This window comes from Bacillus sp. DHT2, assembly GCF_026241455.1.
GTDB classification, from domain to species: Bacteria; Bacillota; Bacilli; order Bacillales; family Bacillaceae_G; genus Bacillus_A; species Bacillus_A pseudomycoides.
Genome location: NZ_JAPHWH010000013.1, coordinates 165933 through 184165, shown reverse-complemented (window position 1 = coordinate 184165; position 18233 = coordinate 165933). Strand labels below are relative to the sequence as shown.

Genomic DNA, 18233 nt, shown 5'->3' with positions numbered 1-18233 from the left:
TTAGGCACGCCGCCAGCGTTCATCCTGAGCCAGGATCAAACTCTCCAATAAAGTTAGTTTGTCTAGCATCTAAAATAAAAATTGACGTTTCACGTTGTTTGTTTCGTTCAGTTTTCAAAGAACTTGTCCATCGCCGATTGGCGACTTCCTTATGTTAGCATCTTCATTTTTCGATGTCAACTAAGTTTTTTAATTTCTTTTTTTCACTTTCTGCGTGTTCCGCATCAGCGACGTTTATTAATATACCATCCTTATTTTTAAATCACAAGTGTTTTTTTAAAAAAACTAAAAAAGTTTTCCACTTAATAATTTCGCCTCTTTATTTCATATTTAAATGGATTTTCTTCCTCCTGACTTCAACAGAATTTTAAAAGGATAAAATACCCAGCCAACTCTCTAGCTCTTCCTTACAAAACCCTATTCACTCGCTACTTAAGAATAAATTTAGAATTTTTTTACATTTAATTAATGAAAGATATCCAGATTTTGTTATATAGTAACGAAGTAGGCTAAAAAACAACTTAAACGGAGGAATCATTTTTATGGATAGGTTACCAAAATTCTCATTAAAAAATCGAGCCGCTATCATCATCATGGTTTTTCTCATTTCTGTGCTCGGCATTTATTCCGGCTCCAAATTACCGATGGAGTTTCTACCCAGCGTCGATAATCCCGCAATAACTGTCACTACAATGTCTCAAGGGCTAGATGCTGAAACATTGACAAAAGAAGTAACCGAACCGCTCGAAAAAAAGTTTCGAAATTTGGAACACGTCGATACAATAACTTCTTCTACTTATGAAGGTTTATCTCGTATCGATATCGCGTATACATCTAAAGCTAATATGAAGGATGCTACACGCGAGGTCGAAAAAATTACCAGCAACGTAAATTTCCCAAAAGAAATTACAAGACCCGTCGTTAGTCAACTTAATACCTCTATGATTCCACTTGCACAAATTACCGTTCAAAAACAGAATGGTTTTACAAAAGCAGACGAAAAACAGATTGAAGAAGAAATCATCCCGCAACTTGAAAATATCGACGGCGTTGCTAACGTCATGTATTACGGTAAATCAACATCCGAGTTATCTATCCTCTTAGACCCAAATGAAATGAAAAATAAAAACGTAACACCACAGCAAGTATTAGCCGCTTTACAAGGAAAAGAAACTTCCACTCCAGTTGGTCAAGTTACTGTCAATAACGAAGACCACAGCCTACGCGTCATTGGAAATGTCAAGAATGTAGATGAAATAAAAAACATGTCACTTACCCCTCAAATCAAATTACAAGATATAGCTCAAGTAAAAATAAAACAACATTTTGATACCGTTTCACATGTGAATGGCGAAGAGGGAACTGGATTAGTTATTATGAAAGAACCTAGCAAAAATGCTGTTGCAATCGGAAAAGAAATTGATAAAAAAATAAAAACTATAAGCAAAGAATATAAAGATACTTATACAATTAAATTAATATCCTCTACTCACGAACAAGTTGAAAATGCAGTTATGAGCATGGGGAAAGAAGTCATTTTAGGAGCAATTGCTGCAACATTTATTATTTTAATCTTTTTACGCAGCGTTCGAACAACCCTTATCGCTGTCGTTAGTATTCCGTTATCCATTTTACTAACACTATTTTTACTTGATCAATCTAATGTTACATTAAACATTTTAACTCTCGGGGGCTTAGCAGTAGCGGTTGGTCGACTTGTTGACGATAGTATTGTTGTCATTGAAAATATCTTCCGGCGCTTACAAAAAGAACATTTTTCAAAAGACATCATTCTAGACGCCACAAAAGAGGTAGCGGTTGCGATTACCTCTTCTACTTTAACAACAGTCGCTGTCTTTTTACCTATCGGTCTTGTATCAGGTACAATCGGTAAGCTAATGTTACCTATGGTATTGGCCGTTGTATACTCTATACTTTCTTCACTAGTGGTGGCCTTAACCGTTGTTCCACTTATGGCATTTTTATTACTGAGAAAAACAAGGCAGCGTACACCGAAACCTTCAAGAAAGTATACAGCTACTTTAAAGTGGGCCCTTTCACATAAGTTTATTATTTTATTTTCTTCTTTCTTATTATTTGCCGGATCGATTGCTGCTTATATATTACTTCCAAAAGCAAATATCAAATCAGAAGACGATACGATGCTTTCAATTCAGATGACATTCCCAGCAAATTACGATTTTGAATCTAGAAAGCAAACAGCCTTTGATTTTGAAAAAAAATTACTTTCTAACAGCGATGTAAAAGATGTTATTTTACGAATGGGTTCCAGTGCTGAAGATGCACAGTTTGGATTTACAACTAAAAATAACCTTGCATCTATTGCTGTAGTCTTCAAAAAAGGAACAGATATCGATCAATATATCAAAAAACTTAAAAAAGAGCATGCAGACTTTAAACCAGCCGAATTCGATTATACAAAAGCAAGCTATTCTAATTCCGGCGGAGGAAACAACTTACAATTTAATGTGACAGCAAACAATGAGACAAATTTAAAAAAAGCTGCTGATGTCGTTGAAACAAAACTAAAAAGTATAGACAGTCTTTCTAAAGTAAAAACAAATCGAGAAGAGTCAAAAAAAGAATGGCAAATCGATATTGATCAAAAGAAAGCGGAACAAGTTGGATTAACACCAGAAACAGCCGGACAACAAGTTACATTCCTTATGAAAAAATCACCAATTGGGCAACTGACAATTAATGATGAGAAAACAACCATTATGTTGGAACATAAACAAGAAAAGATAAGTAACAAGGAAGATATTCTTAACACAAACATCTTATCACCTATAGCAGGATCAATTCCTTTAAAAGATATTGCAACCATTTCAGAAAAACGATTACAAACAGAAATTTTCCATAAAGATGGAAAAGAAACCATTCAAATAACTGCCGAAGCAACAAATGAAGATTTAAGTAAAGTAAACACTGAAGTGAACAAAGCTATTTCAGAATTAGACCTACCAAACGGTGCGAAAGTTAAAATTGCTGGTGCAACTGAATCAATGCAAGAAGACTTTACAAATTTATTCAAAATCATGGGTATCGCCATCGGGATTGTTTATTTAATTATGGTTATTACTTTCGGGCAAGCACGCGCCCCATTTGCGATTTTATTCTCTTTACCACTAGCTGCTGTTGGCGGTATTTTAGGATTAATCATTTCAAGAACACCAGTCGATTTAAATGCACTAATCGGTGCATTAATGTTAATTGGTATCGTAGTCACCAATGCCATTGTATTAATAGAACGTGTTCAACAAAATAGAGAACACGGCATGACGACACGGGAAGCTTTACTAGAAGCAGGCTCTACAAGGCTACGACCAATTATTATGACAGCCATTACAACAATAGTAGCGATGTTACCATTATTATTCAGCCAATCACAAGCCGGCAGTATGGTATCAAAAAGTTTAGCGGTTGTTGTAATCGGTGGTTTAGCAGTTTCAACTGTGCTCACACTAGTTGTCGTCCCTGTTATGTATGAACTGTTAGATAAATTCGGTAAAAAACGACGCTCACGCAGAAAAGTAGTCTCTTCTATAGATACACCAAAAGCTTAACACCAAAAAACGTTATCTTCTGTTTTGAAGATAACGTTTTTTCTACTATAATATACAATTATAATTTCACGACTACTCATTCATATACGTCATCACTTCATCAATATAATCCGCTAAAGGCTTCCCAGAATCTACAATAAGATATGTAAAATCAGATGGTCGTTTACTACCATCTAACCCTTCTTTAAACACTTCTTCAGATCCCACTTTCTCAATTTGACTTATCATTCGTTCTCGTGTCTTTAGCCTATTATTAATTTCTTCTATATTATTAAGATAGCATTCAATATATTTGTATTTCACACGATGTTCCCTAGACAAGATCGTCCCCTTTTCCACCATTTCTATATAGAGACACGGGCTATCCAATATTACACTATGCCCCATGGATAGATGAAAATCTATTAGCGCCCATTCGATTTCATACGAAATTCCACCAGCGGCCGTTGTTTCAATTTGACGAGTTTCCAACGACTCTAGTAAGGCCGTTTTCACAATATCATGATCAATAACAATTGCACCTGTATTTTTCGCTATACGTCTAGAAAGTGTTGATTTTCCCGAACCCGGAAAGCCTGACATTTGTAGAAAAAACATGAAAAACTTCCTCTCCATCTCCATTTCAGCATTTACATACACAGGTATATATACAATATTTTATCTTCATACTCCTGCTATAACCGAGATTACCGGATTCACTTCACACAAAAAAGCTCCCTGTTTTTTTATAAACAGAGAGCTTCTTATCCATTTAGGGTACAAGCGTTTAAGCCGCTTTGGCTTTCGTTGTTTTACGAGATTTCTTAGCTCCCGTAAAACGTTTATGAAGTACAGATGCAGTGAAACGGGCAATAATATTAAAGAGTAATACCATAATAATTAAGACTGCTGCTGATTTTGTCGCAATTAACTTCGCATCTGGAATAATCCCTTCAGAGTTCAATTTCCAAATATGAACTGCTAATGTTTCAGCTGGTCGAAATGGATTCAACGGGTGTGCAGGACTTGAAAAATCGGCAGCAGAATTTAAAATCGGTGATGTTAATCCCGCTGTATAAATTAACGCCGCTGCCTCACCAAATATACGACCCGCAGCTAAAATAACCCCCGTAATAATTTGCGGCAATGCTGTGGGGATAATAATTCGCACAATCGTTTGCCATTTTGTTGCACCAAGCCCAAGACTCGCTTCTTTTACATTAGACGGAACTTCCGTAATCGCACTTTCACAAACACGCGTTAGACCCGGTAAATTTAAAATCGTTAAAGCAAGCGCTCCTCCCATTACCGTATAGCCCCAACCAGTCATTGTAACAAACACTAATAAACCAAATAACCCAACAACAATAGAAGGTAGTGATGCCATCGTTTCAATACATAAACGAACAAATCCTAAAAAGCGTCCTTGTTTCGCATATTCCGCAAGATAAATCCCTGCTCCTAATCCAAGCGGAATTGAAATGACTAAGGTAATAACAAGCATATAGAAAGAGTTGAATAACTGCGGACCAATTCCACCTCCAGCTCTTGTATTGCTTGGTTCTCCGAACAAGAAACTTGGATCCCAAAAACCCCAACCCTTTTGCAAAATTTCGTATACTAAGAAAACAAGTAAAGCTACTACAAACGCTGCAACTGCATATAAAATACCCGTCCAAATATTATTTACTTTTCTTGCGTTCATCGCTATCGTTCACCTCTTTGGCCAATTGCTCGTATTACTAAAATAAACAGGAATGAAATAACAAGTAATATCATTGCCAATGTCCATAAAGCGTTATTCCAGGCAGTTCCATTTAACGTATTCGTCATATCCATTGTTAGAATACCTGTCAACGTTGCCGTTGGACTATATATCCCTTCAGGCAATTTAACAGTATTCCCAATTACCATTTGAACCGCTAACGCTTCGCCGAAAGCACGAGCTAATCCTAGAACGACCCCTGTTAAAATACCTTTTTTTGCAGCTGGAACAATAACACGGCTAATCGCTTGCCATTTCGTCGAACCTAAACCATAAGAGGCTTCCAAATAATCAAAGGGAACCGAACGTATTGCATCGGAAGCAATACTAGCAATAGTAGGTAAAATCATAATACTGAGCACAATAATACCGGCAATTAAACTAAAACCAACACCACCGAATGAATCACGTAAAAGCGGAACTAAAATGGTAACCCCTAATAAACCATATACTACTGAAGGAATTCCAACTAACAATTCTAAAACAGGCTTTAATACCTTATTCCCAAACTTTGGTGAAATTAAGTTCATAAATATCGCAAGAGCAAGCGCGATTGGCGCACTAATAACGACCGCACCTAATGAAACAAGCATTGAGCCAACAATAAAGATAACAGCACCAAACGATCCCTGATCAGCATTCGGATTCCATTTTGTTGACGTCAATACCTCAGAAAATGAAATACCACTTTGCGTAAAAGATTGAATTCCTTTCCCGCAAATAAATGCAATAATTGCTAATGTAACAAGAACAATAAATATACCGCAAAACGTAACAAGCGTTCTTCCGATATATTCACTTTTTACATAATTAATTTGTTTTTTCCCCTTCATCACAGGACACAACCCCACTTCATAGATTGAAATGAACAAGGCTGGCCTCGCAGCCAGCCCGTTAAATGTTTACTTATTCAGTTTAGACATTGGAATATAACCCATATCTTCAACTTGTTTTTCGAAGTCTTTACCTTTTACATAATCGATATAAGCTTTTGTAGCTTCTTTCGCTTCTCCTTTTGTTACCATGTACTCATAAGACCAGAATGGATATTTGCCCGCAGAAATATTTTCAACTTTTGGCTCTGCACCATCAATTTTCACAGTTTGTAATGCACCTTTTTTATCGCCTACCATATAAGACATTGCAAGATAACTAATAGAACCAGGAGTAGAGTTAATTGCTTGTTCTACCGCACCGTTAGAATCTTGTGTTGTACCTGTTCCATCGTTAATCTTCGCATCTTTCATAACTGTTTTTTCAAATGTAGCACGTGTACCAGAAGATGCAGGACGGTTTACCACGTTAATTTTCTCATCTTTACCGCCTAGCTCTTTCCAGTTTGTAACTTTTCCAGAGAAGATATCTTGTACTTGTTTCACAGTTAAGTTATCAACCTTCACATCTTTATTTACAACAAGTGCAAATGCAATACCTGCCACTTTGTTATCTACTAATTCCTTCGCTTTTTCTGGATCTTTTATTTTATCTGCAGCTGGAACATCAGAGTTACCGATTTGAACCGCCCCAGAAGCTACTTGGTTAATCCCTGTTCCACTACCGCCACCTTGAACTTGAATAGAAACTTTCGAATTCTTTTCCATGAATTTTTTACCCGCTTCTTCAGCAAGCGGTTGAAGAGCTGTAGAACCAGCTGCCGCAATTGTACCCGACAATTCTTGTTTTGCATCGTTACTACCTTTAGCAGTTTCTTTGCTATCTGTGCTTTCTGATTTGCCACATCCAACTAAAGCACCAGCAACCACTAATGCCGCTAACGAAAATTTAATACCTTTTTTCATAACCATGTCTTGTACCCCCATTTGGATTATCGCTTTTTCACATTCATCTACTTCTTTCGAACACAAATTCATTGTAGGACAATAATATTGTGTTAGTGTTAAGCGATTTTTAATTTTAAGTAAATAGAGGTCATAAGTCTAAAAACCCATATATCCCAACTCTTTTTATAAGAAAGACCAAAAGAATCCACACAAAATTGCCCGTATTGTAAATTTACTTTTAATAATGTAAATGTATTGTAAATAAAATTCTTGGTTTCACTACTTATATTAAAAATACATTTACAAATCTCTTTATTTTTTGAACTTTATAGCGTTCACTCCACATGTATCCCACATAATTTCAGTAATATTTTTCTGTACAACACAATAAATTGGAACAATTCTAAAAATAATTGAATATTTTTAAAGTACCAATTGACAACATCATTTCATGTAGTCTACTATATTAGTAACAAAAAGTTTCCCTCGGCAAACTTTTTAAACCAACACTAAAAATATAGAGAAGAGGTAACTTTTATGGTATCGGCTAATATCAAACCCCTTTCAAATTTCCAAACAGGGCAGTTTGTACAAATCGAGAAGATACAATTAGAAGGAACTATGAAACGTCGTTTATTAGATTTAGGCTTTATTCCCGGAGCTACTATTAAAGTATTGCAAAGAAGCCCGCTCGGAGATCCAACCGCTTATCAAGTGAGCAATACGACCATTGCACTGCGTAGTGAAGAAAGTTCCCTTATTTTCGGGAGATTAATAGGAGATGATTTAGTATGAAAAACCATCGCATTGCGCTAGCAGGAAACCCAAATACCGGAAAGAGCACATTGTTTAATACGTTAACAGGATTAAAACAACATACCGGAAACTGGACTGGCAAAACTGTATTAAAAGCAGAAGGTGAATATGAACATAACGGAAGTGTATATACCGTAATTGATTTACCTGGAACATACTCCCTATATTCAAACTCTGCAGATGAGGAAGTTGCACGGGATTATATTATTTTTGAAAAACCTGAGGTAACAGTAGTAGTTGTAGATGCAACTGCAATGGAAAGAAATTTAAATTTAGCGTTACAAGTGATGGAAATGACTAACGACGTTATAGTGTGTATTAACTTAATCGATGAAGCAGAAAAAAAAGGAATCGTCATTGATGAAAAGAAATTAGCAAAATCACTGGGTGTACCTGTAGTCAAAATTTCGGCTCGAAACCGCGTTGGAATCGGACATTTGCTAAATGTAATTGCTAAGGTGGCTAGCAAAAAATTAATTCCTACACCTGTTCAAATTACTTATAATGAACAAATTGAAAATATGATTCAGGAATTAGAACCTCAAATTTATAAAGTATTCGGTGATACATACCCTGCACGCTGGGTTGCACTACGAATACTAGATGGAGATAAAAACTTTCTAGCTACACTTCAAAAACATCATAAAGAGCCGCTGATAAGGGAGGTCGTAATAAATGAAATCTCACTCAGCCAGTAAGGCTCTTCCATTAGATTATATTGTTCAACATGCACAAACACTTACAAAAGATGATATACGAGATGATATTGTAGGTGATATTTATCGAACTTCCGCAAGTATATGTAAAGAAGCTGTTCAATACACGAATACTGATAAGTTATACCGTTCAGAGAGGCTAGATAAAATTTTCACTTCTCCTATATTCGGATTCCCAATTATGCTCGGAATTTTATCTATTATTTTTTATCTTACAATTGCAGGAGCTAACGTGCCATCTGATATGATTGCTGAATTTTTCGGGTGGGCAGAAGGTCATTTAACCGCTTGGTTTCAAGCGATGAATGCACCGAATTGGGTACATGGCATCTTAATTCTCGGCTTATTCCGTGGTACTGGAGCTGTAATTAGTGTTATGTTACCACCTATGGCTATTTTCTTCCCTATGTTTGCTTTATTGGAAAATTACGGATATTTACCGCGTGTTGCTTTTAACATGGATCGTTTATTCAAACGTTCTGGCGCTCACGGAAAACAATCATTAACAATGGCAATGGGGTTTGGTTGTAACGCTGCTGCCATTATGTCAACACGTATTATCGAATCACCACGCGAGCGTATGTTAGCGATTTTAACAAATAACTTCGTTCCATGTAATGGACGTTGGCCTACATTAATATTAATGGCATCATTATTCATGGCCGCTGGATATACCGGCAGTATGCAAACACTTGTTACGGCAGGTGTTGTAGTCGGAATGGTTATAATTGGGGTTATTGTAACATTAACTGTATCTTGGGTATTATCAAAAACCGCTTTAAAAGGCGTCCCAACTCACTATACGTTAGAGTTACCACCATACCGTAAGCCGAAAATTTGGAATACAATTGTACGTTCCACACTTGATAAGTCATTATATGTTTTAAAACGCGCGGTTATCGTAGCTGCACCGGCCGCTATGCTAACTTGGGTATTAGCAAATATTTATGTTGGTGACACAAGCCTACTTATGTATTTTGTGAATTTCTTAGATCCATTCGCTAAATCACTCGGTCTTGACGGATTTATTCTAGCTGCATTCATCCTTGGTTTGCCAGCTAATGAAATTGTCATTCCAATTTTATTAATGTCTTATTTATCAACTGGTGCTTTAACCGAACTAGATGATTTAAACCAAATTAAAAACTTGTTCTTAGAACATGGCTGGACTTGGTTAACTGCGTTAAATACAATGTTGTTCTCACTACTTCATTTCCCATGCGGAACAACATTGGTTAACATATATAAAGAAACAAAAAGTCCCAAATGGACATTTCTATCGTTTGCAATCCCTACCGTAATCGCCATTGTTGTTACATTCCTCACATCGCAATTGGTACATTGGTTAGGGCTTGTATAAAGTGAAACTTCTATCAGTCGGGAGTTTTCTTCATCCCCACTTGTCTGTAAAGGCCCGCATCAATCGGGCTTTTACGGACAGTTATTCACCACCTATCTTCCTCGCTTTCATTTGAATTTTGCGGTGGGTGGATTACTTTTCGTTAATGCGGGATAAAGTGAGACAGGTATCAATAGAGGGAATCTCATTAACGCTTCGTTGATTATTAAAGGAATTCTGAGATTTATTCAGATTTCCTTTTTTGCTTATTCTTTTGCCACGGCTGTGCACCATACTCCATAATTTTCTTATGAAGAAAGTATACTGTATATGGGAGAATTGCCATTAATACCGTGCAGGTTATACTTAATTTAGTAAACAAGACAACCCCTCCTACTTTACCCGAGTCGGCAATGAAGAACCCGAATGTTCAATTGTTGGATGTACTTGAACCACAATGTCACAATTACTAAAATAGTTCTTACCTTGATCCCAATTCTTTTTTATTTTGCTCCACTTTTTATAATCATGACGTTTATATTCTTCTCCCACGCCTAATACATCCACCTTATAATCTTTTTGCACAATTTTTATTGTTTTTTGAATACGTTTTTTCATCTCTTTTGCAATATACTGCTTTAGTTTCTTCTCTTCCACAACTTGGTCATGATCACTAAAATGCAGTTCCGCCAAAGTTCCTTCTAACGATAAATCAATAACAAACTTTGGCTTAGTAGCATTTGTAACAGACGTAGTAATTTTACGACGCATTTTATGAATTTCATATGTAACAAATTCATTCCCTTTACGAATCGTAAAAAAACCCGCCATCTTCTTTCCAATAATATAATTTAATCCTAGTGTATTTTCTCCACTCAACCTACCGACAAGCTTATTATCCTTCCCTCTAAATAAAGCCGCTCCATTCATTTGCACCCCTTGTTTTGTCAATCCTAAAACAGGCAATACAAAACTTCTTTTAGCTGTAATTTTCTCCTGAATATCACCAATCCGAGCCGCTTCTATCATCTGTGCATTTTTCGGAGCGTGGTCAACTAACATATCAATATACTTTGCAGGTAAATTCTCAGGTTTTGCACTTTGGTTTAATATATCCTCTGCTTTTTTTTCAGAAACAAAAATACGAATGTTCCGTCTCATTTCATGGTCACGAACATATACATCCAATGTATTTTCTAACACATACGGTTTTGCTAACAAATCGTTAGAAAAAATTAGCACTTGTATATGAGGGAAAAATAGTGCACGACTAATCTTTTTAGCAACGATACGAATTTGTTCAAAAACCCCATCTGCTACCGCACTAATATTAATATAGTTTTTACTCCCCGTATTTCCTTGTGCTCCTTGTGGTGTTAGCGTTCTAGGCAAAACCATTTGGTATGTTCCCTTCATAACCGGATTGGACTTTTTTTCTTTTACAAGATCGTACGCTGCCCCTACAACAAACCCTCTCTCCTCAATTTCTTGTTGCTCGGAACAAGCGCTGAGATAACATAACAAACTAATCAGGTATATGAATTTAAGAAGGCGTTTCATTTCTACCAGCCCTTCTTTTTATTTTATATACAATTAGCACTAGTAAGGGCACCAATAGGATACACCCCATATCTATCCAAGCTAAATATGTACCATAATCCGATAACTTTCTCACATCTCCTGGAACCATATTGATCATAAAAATAATAGGTGCACTTATAAAAATAAAAATATGTTTATTTAATTTAGAAAACATTGCACAAAACAATAGAGAAGCAATGTCATAATACATAGCTGTTGTGTTATAAACCGTAATAATCCAAGTCGTAAAGAAGATTGCGTCGAATCGTTCTAAAAACCCTCCTCCAATTTCAATTTCCTTTCCCAACTCAATTGTAGGATACGTCAATCCCCTCGTTGTCATATACGAAAAAACACTAATACAGGTTACATAAATTAAAATATACGACATAACAGTTACCATTACTCCTTTGGCTACAGCCAAAGGAGCTTTTTTTATATTCCCCTTCAACATCATGGAATAAAAAAGAGCAACTTCGAATCCAATAAAAGTAAAAATAGAATCTTTAATTCCTGCTGCATATTTACTTACTTTTGTTTGAAATACTGGCAATAAGCTATCTACCTCCATTAAATTTATATTTAATAAAGACAAGAGCAACATAGCTATTAGGACAATCGGTAAAAATATTACATTCAGTCTTAGTAATGCAGCTCTTGATCCACTTACTCCGTAAATCACAACCAGTAAAAAGAAAAAAGAAAGCCATTGTATAGGCGTATCACTAAATAAATACATTTGTGAAATAATAGAAATTGTTCTGACCTCATACCCTGTCAATGCAACAAATGTCAAAATCAAAATAACACTAAATACGTAAGTAACTGGTTTTGTTAAATAAACACTTGTATATTCAACAAAATTTTGTTTTGGAAATAAAATCGCAACTTTTGTTACAAACCATGCAAAAAATGCACATATAGTTCCACCCGCTAATAAAATGATCCAACCATCAGAAAACAAAGTTTGTGTAGCAATGACCCTTGGCATTGCCAATGCACCAGTACCAATAATAGCTGAAGATACTGCAACAGCAAGTTCACGAGATCCAATTTCTTCATCCCCGTACTCAAATGGTCTCAATTTACTCCCGCTCCTTTGGACGTAATGTATCATCCTTCGTTTGTAAATATTCTGGCCGTTCCTTAAGCATTGCTTTTGGTAAGCGAATAATTTCTTCTTTCCAATCTTTATAGAATGCTGGCGCAATAGGCGTGGTATAAGGTACTCCCACACTCTTTAAATTTGTAAGATGAATTGCTAGCGCAATTAAAGCCAAAATAATACCGTATAGTCCGAATACTGTAGCAGCTAAAACGAATACAAATAATAAAATTCGAAATGTAATTGTGATGCTATATACCGGAAGAGAAAAAGTAGCAATGGCAGTTACAGCAATGATAATTACTAAAAAAGGATTTACAATCCCTGCACTTACTGCCGCTTCTCCAATTACAAGCCCACCAACAATTCCGATTGTTTGCCCCATCGGTCTTGGTAGCCTGATACCGGCCTCTCTTATCAGTTCCATCGTGAGCGCCATCATAAACGTTTCAATATAAGCTGGAAATGGCACCCCTTCTCTCGCTCCAGCAATAGAATAAGCCAATTTCGATGGAATCAGCCCTTGATGATAAGAGACAAGAGCTACATACATAGCTGGCAATAAAACTGCAATAATACCAGCCCCCATTCGTAAAAACCTTAGTAACGTTCCAATTATCCAACGTTCATAATGATCTTCTACGGATTGAAATATATCAATCAAAACTAGTGGGGCAATGAGAGCAAAAGGAGATCCGTCTACTAAAATTGCCGCTTTTCCTTTCGCCAACGAAGCGACTACATTATCAGGTCTTTCTGTACTCAAAAATTGCGGGAAAGGCGACAAATTATTATCTTGAATTAACTGTTCAATTGTTCCTGTTTCAAGAACAATATCTGTTACTATCGATTGGAGCCTTCGATTTAACTCTTCTACAAAATAAGGATTAATAATATCTTCTATATATACTAAAGTTACTTCTTTTTGCGAACGCTTCCCCATGATATAAGATTGAAACCTGAGCTGCGGATCACGCAGACTACGACGAATTAACATTTTATTTACATTAATATCCTCATTAAATCCAATTCTTGGTCCACGGATTAAAGCTTCTGTAACCGGAGATTCTAAACTTCTTTTTTCCCACGCTCGACTGTTTACAACTACCGCAGATGGAATGTCATCAATTAGTACGATTGTATCTCCAGCTAAAAGAGCATTTATAATCCCCGGAAACGTTTTTGCAATACTCACCTCTGTAATAGAAAGGAAACGATCCAGCAGAGTTTGAATGATTGCAGCTTGTTTTGGTAATTCTTCATATTGAAGTGGCCTGATAATAAACTTATAAATATTATCTTTATCTGTTAATCCGCATAAAAAAACAACCGCACAACGTGTAGAGCAACCGGCAAGTGTAAATTCTCTAACCGTTAGATCATTAGGTGAATCTAACTTTTCTCGAATTTCCTTTGTAATTTTAGATAAGTTAGCATCTAACTTTAACAAATTCCCCACCTAACTTTCTTTTCAACAAGTTGTAGTTAGATTTCGCCAATAGAAACAAATATATACAAAAAGAGCTATCTCTTTTATAAGATAGCTCTTACATATGAATTATTTATCCCGCATTAACGGACAGTAACACTCCCGATTGGTGAGTGCTAATAATCAGTGGGGGATGGAGAAAACCCCCACTGATTAAAGTTTCACTTTATCTACTATCTCCTTTTCTCATAAAATTCAACACAGATGAAACAAAAACTTCTACCCCAATCGGCAAAGCATCTTCATCAATTGTAAAACGAGGATGATGATGCGGATACACAATCCCCTTCTCTTTATTCCCAGCACCAATAAAGAAAAATGTGCCTGGCGCTTCTTGTAAAAAGGCCGAAAAATCTTCTCCGGCCATCGTCGGCTCTAAACGAACTACTTGTTCCCTTCCGTAAAGCTCTAGTGCTGTATTTTCAACAAATTGCGTAACCTGTTCATCATTTACAACTGGACGATAGCCGTACTCATATGAAAATGTATAATTTGCGCCATAAGATTCCGTAATATGTTTAACAAACTTTTCAATTCGCTGCGCAGTTTGTTCTCGTAATTCATGCTTCAGACTTCTTACCGTCCCTTCAATTGTTGCCTGTTCTGGAATTACATTATGCGTTGTTCCCGCATGAAACTGCGTTACAGATAAAACGAGAGAATCTAGCGGATTCGTAAGACGCGATACGATTTGTTGGAGCTGCGTAATTATTTGTGTACCGATTGCAATACTATCAACTGTTTCATGCGGAATACCCGCATGTCCACCTTTTCCTTCTATTGATATTTTAAATACATCAGGCGCTGCCATCGCTGGACCATAAATCACACCAACTTTGCCAACTTCTAAAGAAGCCCAAAGATGCGCCCCGATAATATAATCCACATTTTCCATCACGCCTGCTGCAACCATTTCTTGTGCACCACCTGGAAAATTTTCTTCAGCATGTTGAAATAGAAAACGAATTTCCCCTTTAATTTTTTCCCTTTGCTCTACGAGCGCATATACAGTGCCAAGGAGCATTGCAATGTGACCATCATGCCCACATGCATGCATCACTCCTGGATATGTAGAAACAAATTCAAATTGATTTTCTTCTTGAATTGGAAGGGCATCCATATCAGCACGAATTGCAATCACTTTTCCAGGTTGTTCACCAATTAATCTTGCCATCATGCTGTACTTTGTCGGCCTTGAAATTTCTAGATGAGGAATTGTTTGAAGTATGTCGTATATATACTGAGATGTTTTTTCTTCTTGAAAAGATAACTCTGGATATCTGTGAAAATGCCTTCTCCATTTTATTAATCGTTCTTTAGAAAGAACAATACCTTTGATTTCACCCATCTATCCTCTTCCTTTCTTCACTAAGCTAAACGTTATTATAGCTCGAAGTAAAAACAAAATAAACAATATTCAGAATATTTAACTTACAATAAAAGCCACCTAACATTAGATAGCTTTTATTTTTATAAAATAGTAATTGCTTGTTTTCCCATTTGTTCCCACGCTTTTTCAAATTCAGAACGTGATACTTTTTTATTCGGATTGTTAGCTAACGGATCATTCATATATACAAAGTTTTGATCGTACCCAACAACTACTGCACTATGCTCATAATATGTAATTTTCACATCACCGTTATTTGTATTCCAGGTTTCAAAACTCTCCTCAGCTAGCGGCTGAAACGTTGTATTTGCAATTACCCATACTGGTGAGCCTGAACTAATGACTTTATATATATCTTCAATCTCTCTTCCAGTTAAATTAATCGTTTTTTCAGGTACATATTTTTCTGCAAGTTTAAAAATCGGCCCATGATAAACACCGTAACCTGGTTCGGATTTCGTATAAATATTTCCAACAAATCCTTCATGAGGATTTCCTCGAAGATTATTTTCTTTAAATGGAACATGATTGATTTCACTTGCAAGTTGCATCTTATCCACTTGTACACCTTTATACTGCAATAACATTGCTAAACTCGTAACCTCACAACCTCGCTGTAATTCCGGAAGTTGTTTTATAAATGGAACATTTTCAATCATAGCTGTTTCTTTCATATCAAACAAAAAATTCACTCGTAACTCTTGTACTTTTTGAAGAATTTTATTTTTCCCTACAAAAATAGCAACAACAAGTATAATTCCTACAATACATATATATTTGAATTTTTTAAACATATGCAAAACTCCATTACATCATTATTTTCATCAAACACTATCCTTTTTATTGTACCTTTCTTCTACCTAGTTTGCTAGAAAGATTATATGAATTATTATTCAATTTAACTGTTTTAAAATTCTAATTTTTTGTAATAAAAAGAAAAATGAATATACATTTTCAGAATATTTTGCTAGAATTAAAAATGTTTAATGTGGTTAAAGAAATTGAATTTCTTTTATTCACAAAACAAAAATCAAGGAACACTAATCGTTTCGTTGTTGTTTTTTATGACTACTCAAGCACCCAGAAAATATACGTAATCCATTCGTATAGGAACATAAAGAAAACTGCAATCAGTATGTTTTTTATCCCCCACTGATGATTAGCGAAACGAAGCAAGCTCAATATTCATTGAGTAAAACAAACAAGAGAAAAGTACGGGGTGAAGGGAATATGAATCAAACAACTACAGAACAAACTAGTTTAAAACGTACAATGAAAAGCAGACACCTTTTTATGATTGCGCTCGGAGGTGTCATCGGTACGGGATTATTCATGGGATCAGGACAAATCGTCCATAATGCCGGACCTGGTGGGGCAATCCTTGCATTTTTAGTTGGTGGTTTCGTCATGTATTTAACAATGCTCTGTCTTGGCGAATTATCCGTTGCCATGCCAGAAGCAGGTTCATTCCAAAGTTATGCAAGCAAATTTATTTCACCTGGTTTTGGATTTGTCGTTGGCTGGATGTATTGGTTAAACTGGGCTGTTACAGTTGGGGTAGAGCTAACGACTGTTAGCATTTTAATGAAGCGTTGGTTTCCAGACGTATCTTCATGGATTTGGTGTGTTACATTTGCAGTAATCCTTTTTCTTGTAAACGCTTTATCAACAAAAGCATTTGCAGAGACGGAGTTTTGGTTTTCCAGTGTAAAAGTCTCAACAATTGTTGTCTTCATTATACTTGGAGGCGCTGTTATGTTTGGGTTCTTAGATTTCAATGGGCAACCCGCACCAATGCTTCATAACTTCACCGAAAATGGTGGATTATTTCCAAATGGCGCCTTAGCTGTTCTTCTCACAATGATTACTGTAAATTATTCCTTCCAAGGAACCGAACTAATTGGAATTGCTTCAGGTGAAAGTGAAAACCCTGAAAAAACAATTCCAAAAGCAATTAGAAATACAATTTGGCGTACTTTATTCTTTTTCGTACTAGCAATTGCTGTTGTTGTTGGTTTACTTCCATGGCAGGAGGCTAATCTTGTAGAAAGTCCATTTGTACTTGTTTTTGATACAGTTGGTATTCCATATGCGGCTGACATTATGAATTTTGTCATTATTACTGCTGTACTATCAGTAGCAAATTCAGGATTATACGCGAATTCACGTATGCTTTGGGCTATGTCAAAACAAGGTATGGCAAGTCCTGCATTTGCGAAATTAACAAAAAAGGGAATACCACTGAATGCTTTAATTTTCAGCTTAGTCTTTGCAAGCCTCTCGCTTTTAACAAGCATATTTGCAGCAGATACAGTCTTTTTAGTACTAACATCAATTGCCGCGATGGCAGCAGTTGTCGTCTGGATGTCAATTGCTGCTTCACAATTTTTCTTTCGAAGAGATTTTATAAAGAATGGCGGAAATATAAACGATTTAAAATATCGTACACCGCTTTATCCAATCGTTCCAATTGTTGCTTTTTCTTTAAATTTCATTACATTCGTTAGTTTAGCTTTTATACCGGATCAACGCATCGCACTTTATTGCGGAATTCCATTTATGATTATTTGCTACATCTTGTATCAAATTAAATATAAAAAAGTTGTCACATTTGAACAGCAACGAAATATTACACAAGAAATAAACTAAATATATAAAATATTCAACTATCTTATCCTATGATAA

General features: G+C 35.9%; 15 protein-coding genes. 5 read left to right on the top strand and 10 right to left on the bottom strand.

The genetic code is table 11. From position 1 onward, the window contains the following. The first annotated feature begins 542 nt into the window (after positions 1 to 542). Positions 543 to 3587, top strand: a complete 3045-nt coding sequence (locus ORL93_RS24845; protein ID WP_097795484.1) for an efflux RND transporter permease subunit — start codon at positions 543 to 545, stop codon at positions 3585 to 3587. A gap of 72 nt (positions 3588 to 3659) precedes the next feature. Here ORL93_RS24845 and ORL93_RS24840 read toward each other — a convergent pair whose 3' ends face one another. The 4 genes from ORL93_RS24840 to ORL93_RS24825 all read right to left on the bottom strand — a co-directional run bounded on the left by ORL93_RS24840 (position 3660) and on the right by ORL93_RS24825 (position 7136). Continuing rightward, a complete protein-coding gene (locus ORL93_RS24840) occupies positions 3660 to 4184 on the bottom strand; it encodes a P-loop nucleotide/nucleoside kinase family protein (protein ID WP_097795483.1) in 525 nt (174 codons plus the stop codon). A 169-nt stretch (positions 4185 to 4353) separates the two neighbouring features. Continuing rightward, positions 4354 to 5271, bottom strand: a complete 918-nt coding sequence (pstA, locus tag ORL93_RS24835; RefSeq protein WP_006093578.1) for a phosphate ABC transporter permease PstA — start codon at positions 5269 to 5271, stop codon at positions 4354 to 4356. 2 nt (positions 5272 to 5273) lie between these two features. Next, positions 5274 to 6164 (bottom strand): phosphate ABC transporter permease subunit PstC, encoded by an 891-nt coding sequence (gene pstC, locus ORL93_RS24830; RefSeq protein ID WP_026008547.1) that lies wholly within the window; start codon positions 6162 to 6164, stop codon positions 5274 to 5276. A 69-nt stretch (positions 6165 to 6233) separates the two neighbouring features. Beyond that, complete coding sequence (locus tag ORL93_RS24825) at positions 6234 to 7136, bottom strand: phosphate ABC transporter substrate-binding protein PstS family protein (protein WP_018765526.1); 903 nt, start codon at positions 7134 to 7136, stop codon at positions 6234 to 6236. 513 nt (positions 7137 to 7649) lie between these two features. Between ORL93_RS24825 and ORL93_RS24820 the strand changes: the two genes are divergently transcribed. From ORL93_RS24820 to ORL93_RS24810, 3 genes are read left to right on the top strand one after another with little or no spacing between them, the layout of a single operon-like run. Further along, positions 7650 to 7907, top strand: coding sequence for a FeoA family protein (locus tag ORL93_RS24820; protein ID WP_006093576.1), 258 nt, complete (start codon positions 7650 to 7652; stop codon positions 7905 to 7907). Continuing rightward, positions 7904 to 8626 carry a FeoB small GTPase domain-containing protein gene (locus tag ORL93_RS24815; RefSeq protein ID WP_018765527.1) on the top strand — a complete coding sequence of 241 codons (723 nt, stop codon included), beginning with the start codon at positions 7904 to 7906 and terminating at the stop codon, positions 8624 to 8626. The genes ORL93_RS24820 and ORL93_RS24815 overlap by 4 nt, the downstream gene beginning before the upstream one ends. After that, on the top strand, positions 8604 to 10004 hold the full coding sequence (locus tag ORL93_RS24810) for a nucleoside recognition domain-containing protein (protein ID WP_018781980.1): 1401 nt from the start codon (positions 8604 to 8606) through the stop codon (positions 10002 to 10004). The genes ORL93_RS24815 and ORL93_RS24810 overlap by 23 nt, the downstream gene beginning before the upstream one ends. Before the next feature lie 223 nt (positions 10005 to 10227). On the opposite strand, the gene ORL93_RS24805 is transcribed toward ORL93_RS24810, so the two are convergent. The 6 genes from ORL93_RS24805 to ORL93_RS24780 all read right to left on the bottom strand — a co-directional run bounded on the left by ORL93_RS24805 (position 10228) and on the right by ORL93_RS24780 (position 16342). Further along, on the bottom strand, positions 10228 to 10365 hold the full coding sequence (locus tag ORL93_RS24805; RefSeq protein ID WP_018781979.1) for a hypothetical protein: 138 nt from the start codon (positions 10363 to 10365) through the stop codon (positions 10228 to 10230). Positions 10366 to 10376: 11 nt separating this feature from the next. Then, positions 10377 to 11543, bottom strand: a complete 1167-nt coding sequence (locus ORL93_RS24800; protein WP_098160910.1) for a Ger(x)C family spore germination protein — start codon at positions 11541 to 11543, stop codon at positions 10377 to 10379. Next, positions 11527 to 12648 carry an endospore germination permease gene (locus ORL93_RS24795; RefSeq protein ID WP_006093572.1) on the bottom strand — a complete coding sequence of 374 codons (1122 nt, stop codon included), beginning with the start codon at positions 12646 to 12648 and terminating at the stop codon, positions 11527 to 11529. The genes ORL93_RS24800 and ORL93_RS24795 overlap by 17 nt, the downstream gene beginning before the upstream one ends. A gap of 1 nt (position 12649) precedes the next feature. Continuing rightward, positions 12650 to 14128 carry a spore germination protein gene (locus tag ORL93_RS24790; protein ID WP_006093571.1) on the bottom strand — a complete coding sequence of 493 codons (1479 nt, stop codon included), beginning with the start codon at positions 14126 to 14128 and terminating at the stop codon, positions 12650 to 12652. A 196-nt stretch (positions 14129 to 14324) separates the two neighbouring features. Then, entirely contained in the window at positions 14325 to 15506 is a 1182-nt protein-coding gene (locus ORL93_RS24785; RefSeq protein ID WP_098018182.1) for a M20 family metallopeptidase, read from the bottom strand. Positions 15507 to 15628: 122 nt separating this feature from the next. After that, on the bottom strand, positions 15629 to 16342 hold the full coding sequence (locus ORL93_RS24780) for a C39 family peptidase (RefSeq protein ID WP_097795480.1): 714 nt from the start codon (positions 16340 to 16342) through the stop codon (positions 15629 to 15631). A 436-nt stretch (positions 16343 to 16778) separates the two neighbouring features. On the opposite strand from ORL93_RS24780, the gene ORL93_RS24775 reads away from it, so the two are divergent. Beyond that, entirely contained in the window at positions 16779 to 18197 is a 1419-nt protein-coding gene (locus ORL93_RS24775) for an amino acid permease (protein ID WP_097795479.1), read from the top strand. Positions 18198 to 18233 lie beyond the last annotated feature (36 nt).